Here is a 24,499-nt window from a genome sequence, read left to right as displayed (position 1 = left end):
GAGCGTGAAAAGATGTTTTTAGTATCAAAAGAAACTATTAAATGAAAAAGTTAGACAAGAAATTATTTTTCGATATTTTGAATATTGAGGAGCAGGTATTAAATCCTTTTGTTGAAGATCAAGTCAGCAGTTTTAAAATTGGTAGAAAATTTGTCTATGCCCTAGGGGATAGATCACGAGAAAAATTATATCAACAAGAGTTGAATCAAAGGTTCTTATATAAAATACCGTTAAATAATGCCGCAAAGGCATTTCGTAAGCACACTTCATATTTTGACTTTTTGGAACCACATAGATATAACTACAATTTCCTTAGATTAGATATTAAAAGCTTTTTTCCTTCAATTACTAAGCCATCGATTGTTGAGACTTTCAGTCATTACATAGAAGATGAATTGGTTGTCGATGATACAGGTGAAAAGCTCCTATTGAATTGTTTTGTTGATCTTGTAACTTTTACAATTCCTTCCCACAGCGCTAATAGAAAATTTGCTGGGGAATCAGTTTTGCCAATGGGATTTGTGACGTCTCCAGCGATTTCGAATATAATTTATCGAAAATTAGATATTATTATCCAAAAGCACTGTTCCATTCATGGAATTGAATACTCACGCTATGCAGATGATATGCTTTTTTCTTCCTTGGCTTCAAGTAGTTATATTCATAGTAGAAGTTTTTTAGACTTTATTTCCCAACTTTTACTGAAACATGGTTTTGAATTAAACAAACGAAAAAGTATTTATAAAAAGCACGTTCTATCACTCAATGGATATGTTATCGAAGGGGCTAGAAGTGATTTCCCTTCTGGTGATATACGCTTGTCACATAAGAAATTGAAGTTGTTAGATAAACTCATTTATGAGTTGGGGAACGGAAAAAGCAATTCTGAGGTCTTGAAATCTGTTTTCAGTTTGGAGATTGATAAAGTTAATTTTCCCATACCAAACACTGAACAAGAGTTCAAAGATGCTTATTGTAAAGACCAACTATTAAATAAAATAGGTGGTTACAGGTCGTATTTAATTGCTTTCATCAAATTTCTTATGCTAAATAACATTAGCTCTTCCGTTTCTATGGAGCGTTATAGTGAGCTATTGATCAAGCTAGAGAAAGAATACAGCAAGCTTCATAAATCTTAGGCGGCATAGTTTTTAGCCAATCGATATTTTATATCATGTGTGAGCAATTTTTTAGCTTCACAGTCTTGGGTTAAATATGAGTCAAAAGTTAAGTTGTTAAGAGTAATGTTAAGTAAAAAAACACTGCCAACAACGCCACAGGCCAATGAATCTACAATCTCAACACTCATTAGTAACGAAGCCTCATTGGCGTTTAAATGCCGCTTTTAACTGTAGCTAAAAAAATTCTCAATAGGCCTTGTTTTTTAACTTCCTGAGATCTGGAGGATATAAAAAGGGGCTAGTAAGATTACCCCAGTCTTTCGGAATCTTTCAAATTTAATTATTATAAAAATAGGCTCTTAGCGCCGTGTTAGGAGCAATTTCTCATTGAGTGTAAGCTTTCATCCTTTCAGAAAAGCTTATTCTCACTTTAGTAATCAACGTTGCGATACAAAAGCTAGAAAACACGTTGCAAATGGAGAAACGCAGTATGGTAATGGATTACGACTCTCAGCCTAGTTTTGCTAATGATAAACCAGAAACGCCTGAATCGAGAACAGATAACAACGAAGCCAAGACTTCACAAAACCAAAACGGGCAGCCACTTAAAAGCTTAGACGTCAGCGATTTAGAATCTAAATTCATTCAGAAAGCCAGAAAAAAAATAAGGTTATTTGACCCCGAAGGTATCTATCAATTTAAAGGAAGCGCGATACCTTATTATCAATCTTTTCTGCACCTGATTTCGTTGCTGGTCTCGTTATACTTAATCGCCTATTACTTCGCGGTTATTATATTTTCAGAGCTTGAACATCTAGATGGGGTGGGTAACACATCTGATTTAACAACGATAGACAAGCTATTCATGGTAACCCTCGCAGCGCTAACAGTCTTTAAGCTAAAGAAACTTATATCTGTGAAGATTACTCACTATGACGTCAGATATAAATTGGCGCTAGCGGCGAACGGATTCAACCGCATCGTTATAAATTTAGTAAAATTCTCAATTTACTTTTTAGCACTCGCTTTATTCATAATAGGTTTAGACCACCCAAACGAAACAATATTAGGCGCTTTCGACAGGTTAGGAAACGGAGTGATAGCAGATTCTCTCACGTTTTTTTCATGGATAGTAACAACGCTTATATTTGTGAAAGCGTTTAAGCATTTTGGGAAGGAGTAAACCGATGAAGTATCTCATTATCTTAGCCATTTTAGTTTTCTCTTCACAATCTTTTGCGAAAGAACGTTTACCTTCCAACTGTGCCCACCTAAGTGAAGTGTCAAAGGCTACCTTTGTACTTTTTAACAAGAAAGAATTTATGCAGCTGGGAGAGTGCTTAGCAATCGCAGCACTTAAAAATCACAAAAGTCTTGACCTTGTGCGATCTTGTAACGAGGTAGACGAAAATAGGCGGAATTTTTTAGGGATACTTTCCCTGTCTAAGCTAGAGTCAATTCTGTTAGGGCAATGTAAGGGAACGATCGACTACATCTATGAACACTACAATAAAGAAAGAGTAAACGACTACAGGTATCGCTCAAGTAACCGCATAGTTTACCGCTGCGTTAAAGGTGAGAAAGCTGTTGATATTCTTAGGAGTAGTAAAAAGGAGGAAATAGGACGAAGTGATGTTCGCGATCTACTTTGTGACGAGGTGTACAACTGATGGAAAATGTAGAAGTTCAATCATTCCTTGAGTTAGCTCGCATTTGTCTGAAAACAGAAGACTTACCAGATAGCATTCGAATTCCATTGAATACCATATTTGCTAAAAAAAGCGGTGCAAACCTATATAGGCCGAAAATAATTTGCGAAAAAACAAACGGTATTCCACAAAACAAATATCCTATTCTTAAAGGTAGAAGACACTCTGTTAGGAATATTCTGTGTATCTGGTATCTATTAAATGGAGATACTAAAAAGACTAAGGCATTTCTGCAAAGCTATGCAAAGTCAGGGATGACTGAAATATACGAACAAGAGTTGTTAGAGCTTGCCAATCAGCAGTATTTAGAGTTTTTTTGCTTAGGCGTAGTTAGAGAAAACATCCATGAAATTATTGCAACGCTTAAATCATCTGAGTTCGATTTGTTCAGGGATAAACTGCCATCCCCGTTTTTTTCTAATCAGAATGACCCTTCTGACATATCGCCAATTTTAACAGCGTATTCTCAAGTTATTCCCTGGGAAGATTACATGGAGCGATACGAGGAAGCAGAACACTTCTTTGGTGACAAGCAGTATGAAAAGGCTAAAGAGATACTGCGAAAACTTGAAGAAGACGCTGTCATTCGCCTACCTGTTGTGAAGGCGCTGAATAAGAAAATAAAGGCTATTGAGGCAGAAACAGACGAAGCCTGGGAGTATTTTCAAAAAATGTTGAATTGATGCTTGTTTGTGCGGCGCACAAATAAAAACTGGCTATCGTCGAAACAAAGGAGATAGCCATGACAACACTACGCAAACTTTTCAACCAATACGAATCGGCTGAGTGCCGTAAGTACATCTCTAAAGCTGTACAGATAGAGGAAGGCCTTAAGTCCGGCAAAAACTATGCCGAACTTGGCGGATGTCAATTGAGCTTAGCGAAAGGCTTGATACGATTTAAACTAGGCAACTACCGCCTTATATTCAAAAAAGCTCGTGAAGAGTTCATTCCTGACAGTCTAATTCAACGAAAGCACTTAGAACGTTTCCTTAAGCGAAGGTGATACGTGTTTGTATCGCACTTTAAACTTTTAAAAAGGAAACAATGATATGTCTCAAAAGAAAAAAATTAAGCCAATGGACAATTCTGCAAACCAGAAAAACCCTAACAAAGGAACACCTGGAACTAACAAGCAGTATGACCAGAAACACGGTAATCGTAGTAAGCAAATTCAACAGGGAGGTAAATAATATGAATACTGTAATGGCACAAGTTACAAATAAGGCGTTCGCACAAAAAGTAGGGGCTGATGACGGCAAGTATAGTGAGCAGCACGTGGTAATAAATTCGCTAAACTTGGATAAGTTGAAATGGAAGCTATCTAAATCGTCTGAGGCCACTTGGACTGAAGAGTTGATAGACTTCGCAGAAGAGGAATACAAAAAGTTTCTTTTCCTGAAGCTGATTTATCCTAAAGTTGCTTTAGTGCCGAATAAGCTTGTAGACAAGTTTTGGCATGAGCATATCCTTGATACGATGGCGTACCAAAAAGATTGCGAAACAATATTTGGCTACTTTATTCACCATTACCCGTACTTTGGTATCTACGGTGATGATGACCAACGCTCATTGCAAACTGCCTTTGACGAAACGATTGCATTGTATGAAAACCACTTTGGAAAATATCCAACAGATGTGCTTTATGGTGCGAACAGTAATAAAGCTGCGCGTTGCGGGGATGATCATGCATGTCATGCTCCATCCTCATGCGCATGCCGTGTGCCTGGTGCATGTAAATAGCAGTATTTATCAGTAAAAATAGAGCACCCCAGGGTGCTCTAATCATATTCGTTAATAGGATATTTTTTTCGCCAAAATTCGCAAATTAACACTGTAGCATAAAGCAAAAAAATAAAAGCCCAGCCTTTCAAGCCCACGAATGGATAAGAGTTGTGGACTTCAAACTGCGTGATAAGTTGTATAATCCATACGGCAAACAAAACGTCTCCTAGCAGCTTTCCCCATTATGTCACTAAAGCAACACCGAGTAGAGTAGGCGTCGACTACCTCACATATTTTAACTTCCTTATTTTCTGAGTTGGCCTCAGAAGTAATAGGGAGCTTAAGAAGGGAATTTATTTTGGGAAGGGGGAAATAGCACAAATATCGCAGAAGAAACTAAGCACTTTTATATGAACTTGTTGTCGCTTAGGAGGCAATTACATTGTTGCTGACTATGCAGTCAATGAAATTGAAAATGCCACAATTTTCCGTAAATTTCTAGTCACTAAATCAATATTTATGGAATTAACATGACACTACTTAGCCACCAACTATTCGACCACTGCGACACATCAGTAGAATCACCTGAACCATGCGATCAAGAAATATGCGCTCCCCAGCTAAACCCAGGCTCTGGCTTACCCCTTATAAAAAATAGTAGCGTGGATATTGGTGGCTATATCATCGGTGATGGGCCACTTAATCATGACGATGAAGCTGTGATTGCTATTATTGACGACTGCATTGAACCGTTTGATTTAGCTATAGAGCCGACCTTTGTATTTGAAGCGTCAAATACATTTGATGACACCTTTTCTATCTCTGATGACTTTTGTAGTTTGAACGATGAATGGATATAGCCAAATCATATTGATTGGCGGAACTTATAGCCTAAACGCTAGTGACAGAAGGTTGCAAAGCACTGAAATTACTCAGTGCTTTCAGTTGAATGTTTATCGCTTAGAGGTTTGACCTTTTGATTTCAATGGACGGGGCTTGTCGTCAGGGTTATCTGGTGCACCAAGATAGTTACATTCAAAGCACTTATGTTTTAACACGTATCTAAGGTTGGTGTTACATGCGTAACAAAAATCAACGGTGGTGTATACATTCTGACCTTTATCTATGGCTTCCTGTCTCGCAAGTGCATTAGCATCGTCGATTTTGCTTTGTCCAGTGGCGTCTGCACGATTCCTTCGTTTCTGGCCTTTTCTGTTGCAGGGAACACACGGCCCTTTAGAAGTTCGCTCCCACGATCCGCAGCGTTTACATGGCTTTTTACTTGGTGGCATTTATAACCTCAATTTCCATTCTCCCGTAAATTTCGCTTGAGAATGGTTAACTTGTAAAAATAGCTTCATCGGATGGCTACTTGCCTTCGGTGAAACAGCTTGTCTCTCATTTCTCGAATATGGGGGGGCAAGTTGTCAATACAAGCTTTTGCGGTGGCACAAAGTTTCTGCCGTGAAGAGTCGAAGAAGAGGTAAAGAGGATTAAGTACGTGTTAACAACCGTTCCATTGAGTAAGTATTGCGATTTGTCGGGTGAAAAGATAAAAGCGATTGAGCGCCGCATCGAGCGTGGCTACTGGGTAAAGGGCACACATGTTTTCAAACCAGCACATGCTCGTGAGCGCTGGGTTGACCTCGTAGCAATCAGTGAATGGGCACGCACTAGCGGCTCAAATTCTTAAAGAGGAAAATTGTATATGTTGTTGAAGAAAAATGCTGAAAAGCTAAATAAAGTGCGCGGTGTGTCGATTCGTTATGATAAAAACGAACGTGCGGCTGGTATACAATTGTGCTTTACCTACAAAGGCATCCAGTGTCGCGAGCCTGTTGGCTATGGTATTACTCAGGCAGGCCTCAACGCGGCAGCTAATGTATTAGGAACCATCAAGCATGAGATCGCTAAGGAAACATTTTTCTACGCCGATTTTTTCCCTAAATCTAAAAAACTAAAGTTGTTTGGTGGGGCAACGAAGGGTGTTACGGTTAAAACTTATCTAGACAGGTATATCGATAAAGCAAAGGAGCGAGGACTTTCCATATCTACAATCGTTGGCTACAAAAAAGATTTGAAAGGGCTTGAGCCATTGTGGAGTATACCTGTAGCTGAACTGGAGCGTATTACTATTGTTAACTTCGTTGAGAACGCTACTGTTTCTTCAAAAACGTTAGGTAATCGGCTATCAGTTTTGCGGTCTGCATTGGATGCAGCAATTACAGATAAGGTGATCAGGCTGAACCCACTTATCGGTTTTAAGTTAAAAGACCATATTAAGATTGCAAAAAAAAGCGATAACAGAAAAATGCATAAAGATGTTCTTCCTTTTTCTCCAAATGAACTGGCAAAAATTAGAAAAGAGACCAGCGGTACAGAAGAAGCAATTATAACTCTGTTAAGCGAAACAGGTTTGAGATCAAGTGAATGGGTTGCCTTAAAAAAAGAGGACGTTTGTCTTATAAATCTTGAGGTTTCTATTTACGATGCTGTTGTCCACGGCGAGACAAAATGTACTAAAACGGCCGCTGGACAACGGACAATAGCGATTACTCAAGAGCTTGCTGACTTGTTAGAGCTAGAAATGGATAAACACGACGAGGAGTACGTATTTGTTAATGACCAAGGAAGGCGATGGAACGCTGACTCATTTAGAAAGCATAGATGGTCAAAAATTATTGAAAGGGCTGGGGTGCGATATCGCTATCCATATCAACTTCGTCACACGTTTGCCACAAGACTAATATCTCAAGGCGAAAACCTTTGGAAAATTTCGAAGCTCATGGGACACGCGTCGCCACAGCAGTTGTTTGAACATTATGGTAACTATATCGAAGCTTATGAAAAGCAGTCTAAACGACAGGAAGCTCGTAGCCGATAGCTAAGTAATAGCAGCATTCAGAAAGCCAAAAGCCACTGACTAATTTAGACAGTGGCTTTTGGCTTTCTGATTTGAAAGATTTATTGATAAATATTGTGTCCACTTACTTTCTATATAACCCTGTTAATCCTGGTAAATCGAAAAACTGAGAAGGTTTACCGTTTTTCACTTGGTGTTGATAGTTTAAACGGTTGCTACTGGTAACTAATATACAGTGTTCTTTTGCTCTAGTAATACCAACGAAATGAAGATTCAGTTCTTGTCCCCAGTTATCATAATGAACTTCCCATGAACCTGGAACAACAAGCCTTTTAGGGTGAACCCAGTCATAAAGGTCTAAATGATAAACCACATCAAATTCCAGTCCTTTAGATTTATGAAGAGTCATTACTTGTACTTCATTTTCGTTGATTGGCATGTAATGTTTTAGCAACTTACTATCAACACAAATATTATGAATTAGCCCTTTATCTGAATCTGAAATAACACAATTATAAATACCTTCAGAGATATTAATAATCGACTCAGCCAGCTCTTCAGAACCTTTGTTTTTTACATCAGCAACTAATCTCCGAAGATTAGGGACTTGTTGCTCTTGAACTTTTATGTATCGTTCAAATGTTTCGATTACATCGTTAATCCTATAATCAGCATTAAAACGATACCGCAACAAGCTTGCAAACAAATTAGTAATACGAGTGTTTCTAACAGCTAATGGATTTTCATCAAAAATTCTAAAAGGGACTTTCAGCCTTTGCTCTAGAAATTCGAGAGATATATTGTTTCTAACTAGAATACCTATTTTAGAATAAGAGTCTGTTATACCTTTTTCGATAATATCGAGAATAGAGTAACTAACTTGTTCAGACACATCTAGCTGAGTACCTTGATAACTCCATCTATAAACTCTTATTTCATCAGTGGGAATTAAATCACAAGCTGGGTTAAATAATCTGTTCGAATAGTTGGTAATAGAAGGGTGGCACCTGTGATTTATGTTAACTATGTGATGTTCAAAGACTTCAGGCTGGTCGGTCAAACTTGTAATATATTCGGGGTTACTTCCTCGCCATGCATAAATCGATTGCTGTGTATCCCCAACAGCAACGCCCGTTAACCCCAGTTCTATTAACTTCAAAAATAGCATATGTTGAGGTTCAGATGAGTCCTGATATTCATCAACATAAATAGAAGAATACTTTGCTCGAAAGTAGTTTTGGCAGGCTAAAGAGTTACTTAGGATATGGTTAGCCATTACCCCTAAAAGCTCAAGCAAAACATATCCATTCTCATACAAAGTCTTTATGTCTTGTTCAAATTTTGGATAAATTTCAGTTTTAATGTCGCCAGAGTAAGCAGAAATAGTAGGTAGTTGATCTTTTAAGGCTTGGGGAATCTCATCGAATAATTTGCACTCAATAGCTGACGAAACGTGGCCTATCAATCTGGCACCAAATGGATAAATAATTTCGCTTAAACAAAAGTGATCAATTGTCCCGAAAAAGCTAGCCTTTAAATCGCACGCATCTTTTTTACACCGCTGTTTTAATTCTTTGCTTGCTTTTACCGTGAACGTAATGCCAATCACGCCTTTATAGTCAGGAAGCGATTGAACTTCATTTCTTATTTTTTCGACGAGGACAGTTGTTTTGCCGCTTCCTGGACAGGCGGTAATAACCATGTTAGCAGCAGATAAAATTGCAGCTTCTTGATCTGGGGTAAATTCAAAATTAGCCATGCTTAGTTATAGCCTGAGCGACTGCGAATACAAGTGGCTTTGCCAGTTCACCATTGTCTAAATTGACAAACGCACCTCTATTTTGTGAAATAAACTCTCGCATTCTAATCGCCTTTTTGCCCTGCAAATACTTAATGGCATCTTGAACGTCCTCTACATCTGCAAAAGCTAAAAGCTCAGCTTCCAACTCAAGAGCGATATCGTTCTCAAGGTCTATTTTAGATAAGAACATACCATTTGGGTTCACTTGGTTAGAAGTATTCTGCCAAGCACCATTATCAACAAGGTCTTGTGATGAAGTATTCGCCGGATAATATGGAGCATTGGGTAAACCCATTAGAGAAAAACAGCGATTAAACCCTACAGCTCTTTTATCAGGTCTTCCCTTAGTTCCAGAAACATCGTTGTCCGTTCTCAGCACCCAAGGAATTTCCATTGCATCAAGTATCTGGCAATAGACTTTAAATTGAATACCATCAACACATAAGATGGTTATATTGTAAAAATCTAAATCAAACCCTAATTGAGTCGCTAGCTCTTCATAGAACAATTTTTCAGAAGGCCCTTCAACAAGAAATACGCAACTAGCAAAAAAAGCTTCTGCCGGAAGTATGCTCATCCGATAGCCCAACTCATCCCATGCATCTGAAATACAATGGGAGCAGCCATCTTTTGCTGCTTTAGAGCCTTCAGCTGAAGAGAAGAGCCGTATAATGGAATCAGGTTTATAACGCTCAGTTATTTGTGGTGAATGACTGGTGATAATTGTTTGGCCTGGTAATTCATTTATTAAGTAGTCAGCCAATTTACGTTGTTGATGCGGATGGAGGTGAGCTTCAGGTTCTTCTACACAATAGAATGTTACTTCATGGACAGGGTCAAACTCCCTCTGACTTTTTGCCTTCCATAATGCTAATAATATCTGGTTATTTCTCCCATCACCCCCTAGCATTATTTTAGAGCCTGAAGTTGAAGCGCCAAGCTCCAAATTATCAATAAATTGATTAACTTTAATGGCTCCAGTATCTAAATGGACGCTATAGTCGCCATTCGTATGTGATAACTTCTTTAGCTCTTCATTAACTATAGATGTTGCGTCTTTAACGTAATTAAGTCCAGCCACTTTTTCATTGACTTGACCTAACTGTTCAGAAATTACTTTCATTTCTACTTGATCGGCTGCAAAATCAGCCTCTTCAAGATTATCTTGAGATTGCTTTAGAAGCTTTTTCTTTTCTATATTAATGAATTTTTCGAGGTCTCTCCTAGAACGAACATATCTCAGATTTAAACGCTTTAAATAAAATCGAGATTGAACTAATTCTAATTCGTCTTCTGAACAACCTATATAGATCTGGTACTCTAGTGTCGCTCTATCAGCAACCATCGAAATTACACATGTTCCATTGTCACTAACATGTCCTTTTAAAATTGATAAAACAGCATCCTCTGTAACTTTTGAAAAATATATATTTATTGTAAAGGAACCGGATTGTTCACCATCTCTGTTGATATAAAAATCAGTTAGGACTGGTTCAATATCTCGGTCTGATAGAGACTTATCTAGCAACAAGCGTAAAGCATACAACAAGTTTGTTTTACCGACGTCGTTACTGCCAATAATTAAAGTTCTATCATTAAAGCGTACTGATATATCTTTAAAGTTTCTAAAGCCAACGAGTTTTACATTATCAATTTTCAATCAATGCTCCTTGCAAATATTCCGTCATGAATCCCAGCGAACCAACCTTCTTTGTCGCGAGTAACCCGAAAGGGCCACAGGGCATTGATTATACATCAACTTTAACCAGTAATAACTAACGATTAAAACTCACTCTTTTACTTACTGTTAGGAGGGTGCCATTTATAATTGGAGCATTGTTAAAACTTACATAGAACTTGCCATCACTTTATCATCTTCATAAAACTCCTGAATGGTTGTGCCGCAAACTCTCAGAGCCGACGATATTATCTACACTAGCTGAGAATATATTCACACAAGAAACATGGATAGAATAAAAGTACCTTCGTTAAACTAAACGAAAAATCGGAGAAACCTACGTGCAGTAATTGTGTATTTCCAATTAAATTTGAAGCAAATCCAAAACTTCTAAAAAAGCCTGAAACCCTTTAAATACAGTGTGTGCAGAACAAGTGTACTTTGTAGTTGATTGCTAGTGGGGTATTAGTGGGGGATTCCGCTACAGCCCGCGTTGTAGTGGGGCTGTAGCGGTTTTAAAGTGGTGGAGCTGGCGGGATTTGAACCCGCGTCCAGAAAATGTCTACCTTTGGTACTACATGCTTAGTTTGTCTTTTCTTTAACTACTTTAGACCCCGACAAACAGGGTTCTTGGTAGCTGTCCCGATACTATTTCGCGGTTCAACCTCAGGAGAGTTTCCCTCGCTAGTTTGCTTGGATGACCTTCCGAATCCACGCTAGCAAACAAAGCTATGGTGGAAGGGCCTATACCGGTTATTAAGCGGCTAGTGCGTAGTTTTCGTCGTTTGCGACTATTTGTATGCGGCTTTTTTAAGAGGCCAGCCGCACCTCTGCATGCACCTCCGGCTTCCAAGATCCTGTCGAATCCTAATCAGCCCCGAGTGTGAAAGCGCAGTATAACATAACTTGCTTGCGGTTAAATGATTTCTTTATATTTTGCTTTCAAAAGATGCATTTATCGGCAATAACCATTAAAGTGTACCGGCTTGAAATTACAATTAATGTGCTAATGCCTTCAGACTCAATAATTTATACGCCTTATACCTTACCTTGCGGGGTAGTGGTACGTAATCGCCTTGTAAAAGCGGCGATGGAAGAGAACATGTCGAGTGCGGGCAGTCTTCCTGGAAGTGCGCTGTATACGCTTTACCGGTACTGGGCGCATGGCAACTTGGGCATGGTTATTACGGGTAACGTGATGGTCGATCGTGAGTCGATGACAGGCCCAGGTGGTGTTGTACTAGATAAAAACTCCCCCTTAGAGCCGTTTGAGCGCTGGGCTAAAATTATCAAATCCAACGGTGCGCTAGCGGTGATGCAAATTAATCACCCTGGTCGTCAGGTATTTAAAGCCATGCAGGGTAAAGCCATTGCGCCCTCAGCTGTACCTCTTAAGATGGGTAAACACTCAAAATTGTTTGCCGTTCCAAAAGAAATGACCTGCCAAGACATTCACGATGTGTGTAAACGCTTTGTTGAAACGGCAGTGCAAGCGCAAAAAGCGGGTTTTGATGGCGTTGAAATTCACGCGGCCCATGGTTATCTACTCACCCAATTTTTATCACCACTAACCAATCAGCGACAAGACGAGTGGGGCGGTTCTATTATTAATCGTGCACGTTTACTGATTAATATTGTTAGCCAAATTCGCGCGGTATGCCCAAGTGGCTTTATTGTTATGGTTAAACTTAATTCTGCTGATTTTCAGCGTAACGGGTTTAGTTTTGATGATGCCTGTGAAGTGGTACGCCGTTTAGAGGCGCTAGGTGTTGATGTGGTAGAATTGTCAGGCGGTAGTTACGAAGCACCGGCCATGCAAGGGCAAACTCGCGACGATACTACTCTTGCTCGTGAAGCTTACTTTTTAGAATTTGCACACAGCCTTGAAACTAAAACCGATATTCCGTTAATGACAACAGGCGGTATAAAGCGGGCTGAAGTTGCTGAAAAAGTGATTCAGCAAGGTTGTTCATTGGTGGGGTTAGCCAGTGCATTGGCCATTACGCCTGATTTAGCCAAGAAGTGGCAGCAAGAATGGCGCTATTCTGGCGTTATTCCGCACTGTACGTGGAAAGATAAATCGTTAGCAAGTTTAGCAAACATGGCTATGGTTCGCCGTCAGTTAAGGCGTTTAGGTAACAACTTAACAACCTTGCGTTCGCCTTCGCCATTTTGGAGCTTGGTGCTTGATATGATGCATCGCAAGTCGATGACTAAGCGTGATGTTAACGCTAAAAATGGTAGTATTCAGCTTACTAGCCCAGACAATAGCAGTGGCAAAAATGTTACCGCTAGTTCAGCTAGTGCAAGTAATGTTAGTGCAGATCAATCCAACAAATAGTCCAGCAATCAGACCAATAAATAGCCCAGCAACCAGTTTAATAGCCAGCCTTGCAAATAATGTGACAGCTAAAAGAAAAACACAGCGTTAAACGCTGTGTTTCATCATTCTTTCTTTCTGACGTTGCCAGTCTTGATCTTTTAACGAGTCTCGTTTGTCTCGCTCATGCTTACCTTTGGCAAGATTGATTTCTAACTTAACCCAGCATTTCTTCCAATACATGGCTGTGGCTACAATAGAGTAACCTTGTCGGTCTCTTGCACCCATTAGTCGGTCTAGTTCGCGCTTTTTCAATAACAATTTACGCGCACGTTCGGGTTCACACACAACGTGAGTAGATGCTTGGTTCAACGGGCTTATGCGACAACCTACCAAATAAGCTTCGGCATTTTGAATAATCACATAGCAATCGGAAATGTTAACTTTACCTGAGCGGATACTTTTTATTTCCCAGCCTTGAAGCTGAATACCTGCTTCAAATTTGTCCTCTAGGAAATAGTCGTGGCGCGCTTTTTTGTTTTGCGCGATGGTACCGGTGGTGTTTTTGTTGGCTTTATTCTTTTTCATGCTCGCTATTATACTGATTGTCGTAAGAATGTCTGTATACCTGTAGCAATATTTATTAGTTCATTTACTAATATTTATTAGTGCAAAAGGTATTGTGGCCTTACATAACGATGTGGGGGCGAAACCTAAAAAGCGAAGACGAGAGAAGGGGTTTTTCTGTGGTATTTTTTCTATGATATAATGCGCCTTTAGATATTTATATAGTGAAGTACATGGCGAGTATACAACGCAGTGCATTGGTAGCACACAGCGCCCAGGCTATGTTCGACTTGGTAAACGATGTTGCGGCTTATCCGCAGTTTCTACCAGGTTGTCGAGACAGCAAGGTTTTAGAAGCATCTGGTGAAAACATGAAAGCCTCGTTGTTAGTGGCAAAAGCAGGCATTAAGCAGTGGTTCACTACCCATAACGTACTTGAACCCGGTAAGCGAATAGATATGCAGCTTGTCGATGGGCCGTTTCGCTATTTAACTGGCGGTTGGACGTTTTCAGCGTTGTCTGACGAAGCCTGTAAAATAGAGCTTAACCTTGAGTTTGAATTTACCAATAAGTTAGTAGAAATGGCATTTGGCAAAATCTTCAATAACTTGGCAGCGAATATGGTGGTTGCGTTCACAGAACGTGCTAGGAGTGTTTACGCGTGAGTGAAGGCTTAATGCATATTGAAGTAGCTTATGCACTTCCTACTAAGCAGTCTTTGGTGGATGTGTCGATAAACGAAGGTGCAACCGTAGAAGAGGTAATTCAAGCTTCGAATCTATTAAATGAGTACCCTGATATCGATTTATCGAGCACCAAGGTTGGCATATGGAGTCGCGTGGTTAAATTGCGTGACACGGTTAAAGACGGCGACAGAATAGAAATTTACCGCCCACTTATTGCCGACCCGAAAGAAATTAGAAAACGGCGCGCCGAAAAAGCCAAAGAAGAAGGCCGTGCCGACAAAGTAACTGGCGGCAGGGTTAATCCGCTGAAAGCCGCAGATAAAAACACTGACTAAAGCGCCAGTCATAACCCTTTAATAGTAACTGAAGGTATGGGTACTAAAGGTTTTAAGTATTTTCGTAAGTACAAATAAAAATAGCCGGCATATGCCGGCTGTTTTGTTTTTGTATATCGCAAATGTGCTTAAGCGAAAAAACCTAAACAGGTTTTAGTTTGGTTTTTCTGAAATACTACCAAGCTCAAGAAACGGTGATGCATCAATATCTTCTGCATCCATCATGCTCGCAATTCGCTGAACCGTAGCAACCATTTGACTTTGCTCCCATTCTTTTAGCTGCGAAAAACGCTCCACGAAATGTTCCTGAAGGGGGCGAGGAGCATTCACAACTGCCACTTTTCCTTTTTCTGTAAGGAACACGCCCACTTTACGTTTATCTTGCGTACTTCGAATACGGGTTGCTAAATCTCTGCCTTCTAGGCGATCAAGAATATTGGTAATGGTCGCAGGGCTCAGGTTTATGTTTTCAGCGATTTCTCGCACCATAATACCCGGCTTCTCTTGAATATTTTGCATTACCAATAATTGTGGGCCTGTTAGCCCAACATGCTTGCTCAATTGCTTGCTGCGTAGGTCTACGGCGCGGATCACGCGCCGTAGAGCAACTAACAATTCTTCTTCTTTTCGCATTTTATTCCTAATAAATCTGCAACCCTAACCCAAACTAGTTAAGCAAATGGATAAAGTGTTGATGCTTTTGAAATTGATCAATAACGTCATTAATAACTGAGATCTTCGACCATCCCATAATGTCGTAGTTTTGACCACCTTCACTTAAATGAACTTCTGCGCGATAGTACGTGGGCTTTTCGCCTTCGTCTACCTCTGGCATGTCACTCGGGCCAAATTCTGGCTGATGAGTAACCGAAGGGTACACTGCGTATACAAAATCAGGATCGCTTCCCATAGTGACGGTTAACATCAACGCCTCTTCGGTTTCATCAATCACGATTTCAAATTGCTGTGTTTCGAACTCTTTCCCAACTTCAGTCATTGCGGGTTTCACAATTTTCTGTAAATAGCGCCTAACTGCGGCTTCATCGGGGAAGGTCACTATGTTCTCTAATCGGTCTTTCCAGTTTTTATCACCGTCATTATGTTGCGGCGTTCCAGCAAGTACTTGTAAGCTTTCACGCTTATAGGCTTCTACCCGTAGCGCTTTCAACAGCCCCGCTATCGCTATTAGCAACACGATTGCAAAGGGTAATGCCGAGGCAATTGTCATGGTTTGAAGTGCCCCCAAACCACCAGCATAAAGTAAAACGGCACTTACCACACCTACACCAACGGCCCAGTAAATTCGCTGCCACAACGGCGTGTCGTTTCTACCATGCGAACATAGCATGTCTACTACCATTGCCCCTGAGTCGCACGATGTTACAAAGAACACGATCACCATTATTACGGCAATAAAGCTTAATATCGATGAGAACGGGAACTGCTCTAAGAATACGAACAGGGCGACGGCACTATCCTCGTTAACCATGGTGGCTAATATATCTTTACCATGCACTAATACTTGGTCGATAGCACCATTACCAAATACAGTCATCCAGAAAAGTGTAAAGGCAGATGGGATAAGTAACACACCCAAGATAAATTCACGAATAGAACGGCCGTATGAGATACGCGCAATAAACAAACCTACGAAAGGTGCCCACGCTAACCACCAGCCCCAATAGAATATGGTCCAGCCACCAATCCAATCGGTTTTATCATAGGCAAATAAGTTGAACGTATTTCTAACTAAATCAGATAAGTACGCCCCCGTATTTTGCATATAGGCTTGCAGTAAGAATACGGTTGGGCCCAACACTAAAACAATAAGAAGCAGTAAAATGGCTAAAACCATGTTGGTTTCAGACAAAATACGAATACCTTTATCTAGTCCTGTTGCTACAGAGATGACGGCTAAGCCGATAACCCCTGCCATAATCAATATTTGAACAGTGGTATTTGAAGGCAAGCCAAATAAGTAATTAAAGCCTGCATTAACTTGAGATGCGCCTAACCCTAGTGATGTTGAAACACCAAACACGGTAGAGGTAACGGCAAAGATATCGACAACATGGCCTGGCCATCCGTAAATTCTGTCTCCAATTAACGGATATAGGGCAGAACGTAAGGTTAGCGGTAAGTTCTGTCGATACGCAAAATAGGCCAATATCAAAGCCACCACAGCATAAATTGCCCAAGCATGCACACCCCAATGGAAAAAGGTCGTTTTCATTGCTTCGCGCACAGCATCAATACTTTCAGCTTGCGCCGTCGGTGGCGCTAAAAAGTGCATTAGGGGCTCGGCGACCCCAAAAAACATAAGTCCTATACCCATACCGGCAGCGAATAGCATAGAAAGCCAAGTAGTGAACTTAAATTCGGGTACGGCGTGGTCGGGGCCTAGTTTAATTTCGCCATAGCGAGACATGCCCAGATAAACTACGAATAACAAAACAATGGCAACAGTCAGTACATAGAACCAACTGCCGTTTGTCACTATGACTGCTTGAATCGTTTTGAAAAGTGAATCTGCGGTTTCAGGTAAAGCTGCTGCAAAAATGAGCAGGCAAGCTATTATTATTGAAGACGTGTAAAACACGGGTTTGTTTAAGGGTGATGTGTTCTCAGTTTCGCTCACGCTAGTATCAGTCCTTTCTCTTATCTGTCGACTTAGAGTTGTTACGTCGAAATATACAGCATGGAACAACTTTTATAAACTTTGATTGTAATTATTAGAACTGATTCTTTATTTGAATGGCGGCTTTATAATTCCACGTTATAAATAGAGGGAAAACTAAAGTATAAGTGATTAAATAATAGTTAGAGTAGAAATTAATCTTGGTTTGTGGGTTAATATAAATGATATTTTTGATAAGTGTCTTAAGTAAACACAGTTCAAAGAATAAAAAATCACCTAATAGGGAAAACACACATTATGCGTAAAACTCAGCTTAGCTGTGCAATTGTTGCTGCATTGGCATCTACACCGTTGCTCGCTCAAGAATCTGAAGCGCCAGCGAAACTTGAAACTATAGAAGTTACCGCCACTAAACGCGCCGAGTCTATCCAAGATGTACCTGTCGCCGTTACTGCACTTAATGGTAAAGCACTCGAAAATTTAGGCATTGATAATTTTCAAGACTACGTTGAATTCCTACCAAACGTAGTGTTTCAGGGTACGGGCCCCGGCCAAAACGAAATATATATTCGTGGCGCGGCGACTACCCAATCAAACATCATGTTATCTTCAGTTCAAGCGTTACAGCCTTCTGTTGCTTTCTATGTAGATGAACAACCAGTATCCATGGCTGGACGTAACCTAGACGTTTACGCTACCGATGTTGAGCGTGTTGAAGTACTACCAGGTCCACAAGGTACCTTGTTTGGTGCAAGCTCTCAGGCTGGTACAATTCGTTTAATTACTAACAAACCTGACTTAAACAGTTTTGGTGCTGGTTTTGATACCAATATTGGTTTCACCAAAGGCGGTGAAATGAGTAACTCGGTGACGGCTTACTTCAATTTGCCACTTACCGATAAGCTTGGTTTCCGCGTTGCGGCTTACAACGACAAGCAAGGCGGCTGGATTGATAACGTAATGAACGTTCCAGGTGAGGGGGGTTACATTGGCAGTGCGGTTGTTATCGACCGTATCTCTGGCGGCCCACTTGCTGATCCTGTTGCAATGGATCAAAACCGCGTAACTAGCCGAGGCGTTAACTCGAACGAAGAAGCTTCTGTTGTATCGCCTCAAAATGATGCGCTTGTTGAAGAAGACTTTAACGATGCCTTGTACACAGGTGCGCGTTTTGGTTTGTTGTATGAATTTAACGATGATTGGGATTTGTTAGTTCAGCACACCCAACAAACGTTAGATACTGAAGGTGTATTTGCTTACGATCCAACTCTTGAAGGCGAAAGCTCAGCGCTTCGTTTTGCTCAAGAAGAAAACAAAGACGAGTTCGGCTTAACGACGTGGACACTAGAAGGTCGTTTAGAGAAGCTAGACCTTGTGTACACAGGTGGCTATCTAGATCGTGAAATAGATACACTAGCTGATTACACAGGCTACACCAATGGTGGTGCTTTCGCCGCGTATTATGTGTGTAACCATTATGAGTCGGGTGTTGAAGCTGAAGATCAGCGCTGTTTAGATCCTACTAAGTATTTTAGAGAAGACACAACGACAACTCGTTCAACGCACGAGCTTCGTTTTGTAACTACCATGGATACGCCTTGGCGTGTAACAGCTGGTTTGTTCTATGATGACCAAGAAGTAGCCACAGTAGGACAGTTCAAAATTGCCAATACTGATGGTGAGCTAACGCAATACGGCTTCAATAACCTACAAAGAACCTTAGTAGGTACTGATGGCATTAATAGCGATGGCGGACCGTTCCCATCTGAAATCAGCTTTGTTAACGATATTACTCATACCGTTGAACAAATTGCCGTATTTGGTCAGTTTGAATACGACATTACTGATTCACTAACCGCGAGTGTTGGTGCCCGTTGGTATCAAATTGATGATAAGTACACAGGTTCTACTACAACAGTAGATGTAACCCGTCGTGTACAAGCCTTTGGTTCTTTAGACCCAGATGAGTTGGCCGCCGTTGGTTTAGACCCAGATGCAGTAAATGCTGCTATTGCTAGTGGTCAGCTAGAAACTGATTTGTTAGGTAGCGATGGTGTACTTACCGTTGACGATACTATCTTCAAGTTCTCATTAGATTGGAAGGTAAACGATGATGTTCTATTGTTTGCTAACTATTCAGAAGGTTTCCGTCCGCCAGTAACTAACCGTGTTGGTGGTGGTTTGGCGAAAAACCAAAATGGCGCGTTTGAAGGCTTCCGTATTCCAGTGTATTCAACCACAGATACACTTGATAACTACGAGCTAGGTGTGAAGGGTGACTTCTTAGACGGTATTTTACGTGTAAACGCTACAGCGTATTACTCTGAAATTAGTGATTTACAAACATCACGTTTCGACCCAACTAACATCTCTTTCTTAGTATTTACCGACAACGTTGGTGATGCAGAGATTCAAGGTTTAGATGCTGATATTACCTGGTTAGCCACAGACGATTTAGTCATTAATGCTGCATTTAGTTTGCTAAGTACTGAATTAACTAGTGTAAATTCTGAGCTTGAAGGTATTGCAGCGGGTGTAGGCTCTGAACTACCTTACTCTGCAAGCTTCTCGGGTAACATCAACGCACGTTATTTCTTCGAACTGGAAGGTGACAAGCGTGGTTATGTGAACGGCTCTGTAAGCTACACGGGTGACCGTTATGCTGGCATGGTAATGGACGCTTACGTAATGGAAGATGCAACGCAACTTATTTACGGCACAGGTTCTGGCCTTAAAATTGAGAAGCACGCAGACGTTTACGAAGGGGTGACTTATGCTGATTCAAATGGCAATACCTTTGAAGGTGGACGTTACGTACAAGAGTCTTACATGCTAGCTAACCTAGCCGTTGGTGTGACTAACGATGTTTGGAAAGCCGAGCTTTATGTTGATAACGTGTTTGATGAAAGCGCAATTTTAAACATTGATACTCAGCAGTTTACACCTAAGGTAGTAACGAATCGCCCACGCACTATTGGTGTTCGTTTTTCTTACGATTACTACTAACACACAAGGTGTGTAATCTGACTTTGGTGTAATTTGAACTTCATGTAATATGTTACACCTACCTAAAACGGCATTCCTTAGGGTATGCCGTTTTTTTATGTTTTTAGGCATGCTGTATTTATGAATTCACAAGAACAACAAACCCTTTCTGCGCTAAAGCAAAGTTTAATGCAGTCTAATCATCAGCATGTTATTGCGCAAAGTAAGCAGTTTCTTGATGTAAAACCCAGCGAAGACGCAACCCGCGAAGCCATGTATGTCATGGCGGTGGCGTATCGACTATCGGGAGATATCAAGAACGCTATTAATACACTTTCACAGTTAGTAGGTTTGTTCCCTGATTATGGAAGAGGCTTTCAAGAGTTGGGCTACTGTTATGCTCGCAACAATGCCCACAACGAAGCCGCCAATGCTTTTTATCAAGCAACTCGTTTTAATCCAGCGTTATTAGCTGCGTGGCAGCAACTTGAAGCGGTATACAAGCGTGACAATCAACCCCAAGCCCTTCTATTAGCGCAGCAGCACATCAGTTTCCTACAAAGCTTGCCCAAACCCTTGTTTGGCGCACACGACCTTATGCACGAAGGTCAATTGCACAAAGCAGAGCAAGTCTGCCGTCAGTTTTTAGCCAAAAACAAACATCACCCTGAAGCCATGATGCTACTGGCAGAATTAGGCGTACAGCTAAAGGTGTATCACGATGCTGAGTTTTTACTAGAAAGCTGTGTTGCACTTTACCCTGAAAACGATAAAGCCCAAGCGGCTTATCAAGGGTTACTGGCAAAACTAGGTAAATTTCCGCAAGCCGCCAAAGTTGCACAAGCACGCTTAACGCAACAGCCAGAAAGCTTTTCCATAAAAGTTAGCCTGGCCCACGCGTTGGTGGGGGTTGGTGAGCTGGAAGAAGCGATTGGTATTTACCATAGCTTACTGGCCGATAAACAAGATCGCCCCGCACTTTGGGTAGCCCTGGGTCATGCGTTAAAAGCGAAGGGTGACGTGAAAGAGGCCATTGCTTCTTATGAAAAAGCCGCCGCGTTCGCACCTGATTTCGGCGATGCGTATTGGAGCCTAGCTAACACAAAGACTTATCGATTTGATGATAGCGCCTTGGCGGTTATGCAGCAGCAAGAAGCGCTTGAAATCACAAAGCTAGACGACAGAATTCACCTTTGCTTTGCACTAGGGAAAGGCTTTGAAGATGCCAAGCAGGCCGACAAAGCGTTTGATTATTATGCTAAAGGTAACAGCCTTAAAAAGCGCACGCATCGATTCGACATTACCCGCACAGAGGCGGCACTTGAAGCGCAAGCATTGGCCTGCGATGCAGAGTTAATGAGTGAATTTAGTGGGTGTGATGCACCAGATCCTATTTTTATTGTTGGCTTGCCAAGGGCAGGCTCTACGTTGCTAGAGCAAATTTTGGCGTCTCACTCTATGGTAGATGGCACCATGGAGCTACATGATATTTTAGGCATTGCCTCTAGCTTAAGTAATCAAAAGAAAGCGTACCCGTATAATCTTGCCGATTTATCTGATGAAGCGTGTATTGCCCTTGGCGAAAAATACATGGCGCAAACCCAGGCTTATCGTCAATCAGCCCCTTTCTTTATTGATAAAATGCCGAATAACTTTGTGCATATTGGGCTTATTAAACGCATTTTGCCCAACGCAAAGATTATTGATGCTAGACGCGACCCCATGGATTGTTGTTTTAGTGGTTTTAAGCAGCTATTCGGGGAAGGGCAGGAGTTCAGCTATTCGTTAGATGATATTGGGCGTTATTATTGCGCTTATGAAAAGCTAATGAACCACTGGCATACCGTATTGCCCGATCACATTCTTACCGTACAGCACGAAGATGTGCTTGAAGATTTAGAAGGGCAAGTACATCGTATTCTTGATTATTGTGGCCTGCCATTTGAACCTGCTTGTTTGTCTTTCTATGAAACCAAAAGGGTAATTAAAACCCCCAGTTCAGAACAAGTACGCCAGCCTATATATAAAACGGGTATGCGGCAGTGGAAGCCTTTTGAAGGCTACTTAGATGAACTTAAAGTGGCATTAACTAAACGAAGCAACATGTCTTAGGAACGTTTATGTCTTTAAAAAATAGCTTCACATTGATGGCTCAATACAATCAATGGATGAACGAGTCTGTATATTCAGCTGCATCGCAATTGAGCCCAGCCGCATTGAGTGAAGATGTGGGGGCTTTTTTTGGATCTATCTTAGGCACGCTTAACCACATATTGGTTGCCGATATTATTTGGCTTCAACGATTTGCACAGCATCCTGATAAGTTCAGCGAGTTAAACGGCGTAATGGCAATGTCGCTGCCTAAAAAGCTAGATGAAACACTTTTTGGGGATATAGGGTTACTACGCGAGCAAAGATTGAAAGTAGATGAGGCTATTTTGGCCTTCGCTACAGCATTATCAAGCGAAGTGCTTATCACTGACTTATCATTTCTAGATACGTCGGGCGTGCCACATACGAAAAACTTCGGTCAACTTATACAGCACTTATTTAACCATCAAACACATCACCGCGGGCAAATTACTACGTTACTTTCTCAACGTGGTGTAGATGTGGGGGCTACCGATTTACTGGAGCTAATCCCTGCGTTATAGTTTCTGCTATCAATTTCGCAGTAACATCAACTGCACTAAGTTGCCCCCAATTCAACTGTATTAAATGGAATTAGTAGTATATGAAAGTTTTACCTCTCGCCCTCTTATCTTTAGCGTGTTGCTCTTGTGCCACTGTGAAAACTATTTCTCCTGACAACAACCATGTTCAAATTGAACATCAAGGTAAGAAAAGTTACTGTGAAGAAATACCTCGTGTATATAGTGGCTTTTCATACAATATATGCTTGTTAAACGGTGAACCAAGCCGACGTGAAAATATCGGTTCTACGTTTGGGAATGTCCCTTTCTTTGTTATTGATGCAGCGTTTTCTATTGTGGCTGACACTATTGTTATTCCATACACCGCAGTACAACAGATAGACAAAGGCAGCATTAACGTTAACTAAGCTACACTTTCACTCGCTTCTTTATCAGTTAGCTCCTCGTGTAAAAATACTCAACTTTACGTAAAGGCGATGGTAAGACGACCATCGTCTCCGCTAAGGTTGGTTTTACCAAGATGATAAAATGGAACGCTTGTTATGAATATTAATGCGACATTGTTTGGGCAAGTTATTGTTGTATTTGCTTTACTTATGGCTGCGCTTGGCTATTACTTAGGGAAGCGAAAAACCCAATCGCCTAATCTTACCGCAGTCGTAGCTTTCTTTTCTGCACTCGTGCCGCCGTTAGCAATTATATTGCTAATCGTACTGGTACTAAAAAACGATGTGCATACGTCAAAAACATAACCTTAGATTGACGAAGGATGCTCGCTAAAGCTTTCGTTTAGCGCATTTTTGTAGCACCACCTTATACGTTTATTTCTCAGCTTCTATGTTACGACTAAAATGGTTACGCCTAGAAAGACTACACCTAGAAAGACACGCAACATATCTCGTTACACCTCACTCTTTGTCAGCAAAGCAGTTATTGTCTATTCTGCTCTTAAGCTAATTGCACTGGGCGTGTCGCTTTCAATTCACCTAGAAGCATCTCTAAGCGGCTCAAAAGGCGTCACATACACGTGGGAATGATGATGGAAGAAGTTATTGTAGGGGAAGTAGCCAAAGGTCTATTCAGGGCAGCTGGTTACCTAATTATTGAATTGTTTTTTTGGACCGTTTGCTATTGGGTAGGTTGGCCTATATGCAAAGCGGTCACTTTTGGCGGATACCCTAAACAAAATAATTTACGGCGCTCAGAAAATGGAAGCGGAAGGGAAAGTGAAGGCCAAATGTTTGGTGGCCGTAGTAGCAATCAGCACAGTGATGCATGGTGTGCATTAGTGGGTCTTGTCGTTGTTGTATCAGCTTTTTTCTTCATAATAACCCACTTTTACTAGCCAAGGGTTATGCTGGTTACCATGAATTAGGTATTTATAAGTAAATAACCTGCGACATTGAACAGGTTACAT

The 24,499-nt window shown here is 40.9% G+C and carries 25 protein-coding genes and 1 other RNA gene; 19 read left to right on the top strand and 7 right to left on the bottom strand.

Annotated elements, in window-relative coordinates; all coding sequences use genetic code 11:
* Nucleotides 1-41 precede the first annotated feature (41 nt).
* Nucleotides 42-1,139, top strand: a complete 1,098-nt coding sequence (locus tag ALT761_RS11035) for a reverse transcriptase family protein (RefSeq protein WP_129738671.1) — start codon at nt 42-44, stop codon at nt 1,137-1,139.
* Here the strand turns inward: ALT761_RS11035 and ALT761_RS20615 are convergent.
* Nucleotides 1,136-1,309, bottom strand: coding sequence for a hypothetical protein (locus ALT761_RS20615; RefSeq protein ID WP_172602877.1), 174 nt, complete (start codon nt 1,307-1,309; stop codon nt 1,136-1,138). The two genes, ALT761_RS11035 and ALT761_RS20615, sit on opposite strands and share 4 nt — an antisense overlap.
* Nucleotides 1,310-1,596: 287 nt before the next feature.
* On the opposite strand from ALT761_RS20615, the gene ALT761_RS11030 reads away from it, so the two are divergent.
* The 9 genes from ALT761_RS11030 (at nt 1,597) to ALT761_RS10995 (ending at nt 7,439) form a co-directional block, all read left to right on the top strand.
* Nucleotides 1,597-2,304 carry a hypothetical protein gene (locus ALT761_RS11030; RefSeq protein ID WP_129738669.1) on the top strand — a complete coding sequence of 236 codons (708 nt, stop codon included), beginning with the start codon at nt 1,597-1,599 and terminating at the stop codon, nt 2,302-2,304.
* Nucleotides 2,305-2,308: 4 nt separating this feature from the next.
* A complete protein-coding gene (locus ALT761_RS11025) occupies nt 2,309-2,791 on the top strand; it encodes a hypothetical protein (RefSeq protein ID WP_129738667.1) in 483 nt (160 codons plus the stop codon).
* A complete protein-coding gene (locus ALT761_RS11020; RefSeq protein ID WP_129738665.1) occupies nt 2,791-3,513 on the top strand; it encodes a hypothetical protein in 723 nt (240 codons plus the stop codon). Before ALT761_RS11025 ends, ALT761_RS11020 begins: the two co-directional genes overlap by 1 nt.
* A gap of 59 nt (nt 3,514-3,572) precedes the next feature.
* The gene (locus ALT761_RS11015) at nt 3,573-3,836 is read left to right on the top strand and encodes a ParE family toxin-like protein (RefSeq protein ID WP_129738663.1); all 264 of its coding nucleotides are present in this window, start codon (nt 3,573-3,575) and stop codon (nt 3,834-3,836) included.
* Between the two features lie 46 nt (nt 3,837-3,882).
* On the top strand, nt 3,883-4,023 hold the full coding sequence (locus tag ALT761_RS20610) for a hypothetical protein (protein ID WP_172602876.1): 141 nt from the start codon (nt 3,883-3,885) through the stop codon (nt 4,021-4,023).
* 1 nt (nt 4,024) lies between these two features.
* Complete coding sequence (locus tag ALT761_RS11010) at nt 4,025-4,573, top strand: glycine-rich domain-containing protein (protein ID WP_232043435.1); 549 nt, start codon at nt 4,025-4,027, stop codon at nt 4,571-4,573.
* 512 nt (nt 4,574-5,085) lie between these two features.
* On the top strand, nt 5,086-5,415 hold the full coding sequence (locus ALT761_RS11005; protein ID WP_129738661.1) for a hypothetical protein: 330 nt from the start codon (nt 5,086-5,088) through the stop codon (nt 5,413-5,415).
* 641 nt (nt 5,416-6,056) lie between these two features.
* Nucleotides 6,057-6,248, top strand: a complete 192-nt coding sequence (locus tag ALT761_RS11000) for a hypothetical protein (protein WP_129738659.1) — start codon at nt 6,057-6,059, stop codon at nt 6,246-6,248.
* 15 nt (nt 6,249-6,263) lie between these two features.
* Nucleotides 6,264-7,439, top strand: coding sequence for a site-specific integrase (locus tag ALT761_RS10995; protein WP_129738657.1), 1,176 nt, complete (start codon nt 6,264-6,266; stop codon nt 7,437-7,439).
* Nucleotides 7,440-7,542: 103 nt separating this feature from the next.
* Here ALT761_RS10995 and ALT761_RS10990 read toward each other — a convergent pair whose 3' ends face one another.
* The 3 genes from ALT761_RS10990 to ssrA all read right to left on the bottom strand — a co-directional run bounded on the left by ALT761_RS10990 (nt 7,543) and on the right by ssrA (nt 11,776).
* Complete coding sequence (locus tag ALT761_RS10990) at nt 7,543-9,177, bottom strand: UvrD-helicase domain-containing protein (protein WP_129738655.1); 1,635 nt, start codon at nt 9,175-9,177, stop codon at nt 7,543-7,545.
* Entirely contained in the window at nt 9,170-10,879 is a 1,710-nt protein-coding gene (locus ALT761_RS10985) for an ATP-dependent nuclease (protein WP_129738653.1), read from the bottom strand. Before ALT761_RS10985 ends, ALT761_RS10990 begins: the two co-directional genes overlap by 8 nt.
* A 539-nt stretch (nt 10,880-11,418) precedes the next feature.
* Nucleotides 11,419-11,776: a transfer-messenger RNA gene (gene ssrA, locus ALT761_RS10980) on the bottom strand.
* A 130-nt stretch (nt 11,777-11,906) separates the two neighbouring features.
* Here ssrA and ALT761_RS10975 point away from each other — a divergent pair.
* The gene (locus tag ALT761_RS10975; RefSeq protein ID WP_232043432.1) at nt 11,907-13,238 is read left to right on the top strand and encodes an NADH:flavin oxidoreductase/NADH oxidase family protein; all 1,332 of its coding nucleotides are present in this window, start codon (nt 11,907-11,909) and stop codon (nt 13,236-13,238) included.
* An 87-nt stretch (nt 13,239-13,325) separates the two neighbouring features.
* On the opposite strand, the gene smpB is transcribed toward ALT761_RS10975, so the two are convergent.
* Nucleotides 13,326-13,805 (bottom strand): SsrA-binding protein SmpB, encoded by a 480-nt coding sequence (gene smpB / locus ALT761_RS10970; protein ID WP_013783878.1) that lies wholly within the window; start codon nt 13,803-13,805, stop codon nt 13,326-13,328.
* A 212-nt stretch (nt 13,806-14,017) separates the two neighbouring features.
* On the opposite strand from smpB, the gene ALT761_RS10965 reads away from it, so the two are divergent.
* Both ALT761_RS10965 and ALT761_RS10960 read left to right on the top strand, forming a co-directional pair.
* Nucleotides 14,018-14,449, top strand: coding sequence for a type II toxin-antitoxin system RatA family toxin (locus ALT761_RS10965; protein WP_129738649.1), 432 nt, complete (start codon nt 14,018-14,020; stop codon nt 14,447-14,449).
* A complete protein-coding gene (locus ALT761_RS10960) occupies nt 14,446-14,805 on the top strand; it encodes an RnfH family protein (protein WP_129738648.1) in 360 nt (119 codons plus the stop codon). Before ALT761_RS10965 ends, ALT761_RS10960 begins: the two co-directional genes overlap by 4 nt.
* A 153-nt stretch (nt 14,806-14,958) precedes the next feature.
* Here ALT761_RS10960 and ALT761_RS10955 read toward each other — a convergent pair whose 3' ends face one another.
* Nucleotides 14,959-15,438, bottom strand: a complete 480-nt coding sequence (locus tag ALT761_RS10955) for a MarR family winged helix-turn-helix transcriptional regulator (RefSeq protein WP_057791558.1) — start codon at nt 15,436-15,438, stop codon at nt 14,959-14,961.
* A gap of 34 nt (nt 15,439-15,472) precedes the next feature.
* Nucleotides 15,473-17,443 (bottom strand): BCCT family transporter, encoded by a 1,971-nt coding sequence (locus tag ALT761_RS10950; protein ID WP_129738646.1) that lies wholly within the window; start codon nt 17,441-17,443, stop codon nt 15,473-15,475.
* Between the two features lie 297 nt (nt 17,444-17,740).
* Between ALT761_RS10950 and ALT761_RS10945 the strand changes: the two genes are divergently transcribed.
* From ALT761_RS10945 to ALT761_RS10920, 6 genes are all read left to right on the top strand, one after another.
* Nucleotides 17,741-20,449: a TonB-dependent receptor gene (locus ALT761_RS10945; RefSeq protein WP_129738644.1), complete on the top strand. Its 2,709-nt coding sequence runs from the start codon at nt 17,741-17,743 to the stop codon at nt 20,447-20,449.
* A 120-nt stretch (nt 20,450-20,569) separates the two neighbouring features.
* A complete protein-coding gene (locus tag ALT761_RS10940; RefSeq protein ID WP_129738642.1) occupies nt 20,570-22,540 on the top strand; it encodes a tetratricopeptide repeat-containing sulfotransferase family protein in 1,971 nt (656 codons plus the stop codon).
* A gap of 8 nt (nt 22,541-22,548) precedes the next feature.
* Entirely contained in the window at nt 22,549-23,082 is a 534-nt protein-coding gene (locus ALT761_RS10935; RefSeq protein ID WP_129738640.1) for a DinB family protein, read from the top strand.
* A gap of 80 nt (nt 23,083-23,162) precedes the next feature.
* Entirely contained in the window at nt 23,163-23,489 is a 327-nt protein-coding gene (locus ALT761_RS10930) for a YceK/YidQ family lipoprotein (protein WP_129738638.1), read from the top strand.
* 135 nt (nt 23,490-23,624) lie between these two features.
* A complete protein-coding gene (locus ALT761_RS10925) occupies nt 23,625-23,834 on the top strand; it encodes a hypothetical protein (protein WP_129738636.1) in 210 nt (69 codons plus the stop codon).
* Between the two features lie 275 nt (nt 23,835-24,109).
* Nucleotides 24,110-24,427 (top strand): hypothetical protein, encoded by a 318-nt coding sequence (locus ALT761_RS10920; protein WP_129738634.1) that lies wholly within the window; start codon nt 24,110-24,112, stop codon nt 24,425-24,427.
* Nucleotides 24,428-24,499 lie beyond the last annotated feature (72 nt).

This window comes from Alteromonas sp. 76-1, from assembly GCF_900654235.1.
Classification (GTDB): domain Bacteria; phylum Pseudomonadota; class Gammaproteobacteria; order Enterobacterales; family Alteromonadaceae; genus Alteromonas; species Alteromonas naphthalenivorans.
Note: the sequence above shows the minus strand (reverse complement) of the source record. Positions and strands in the feature narration are given on the sequence as shown.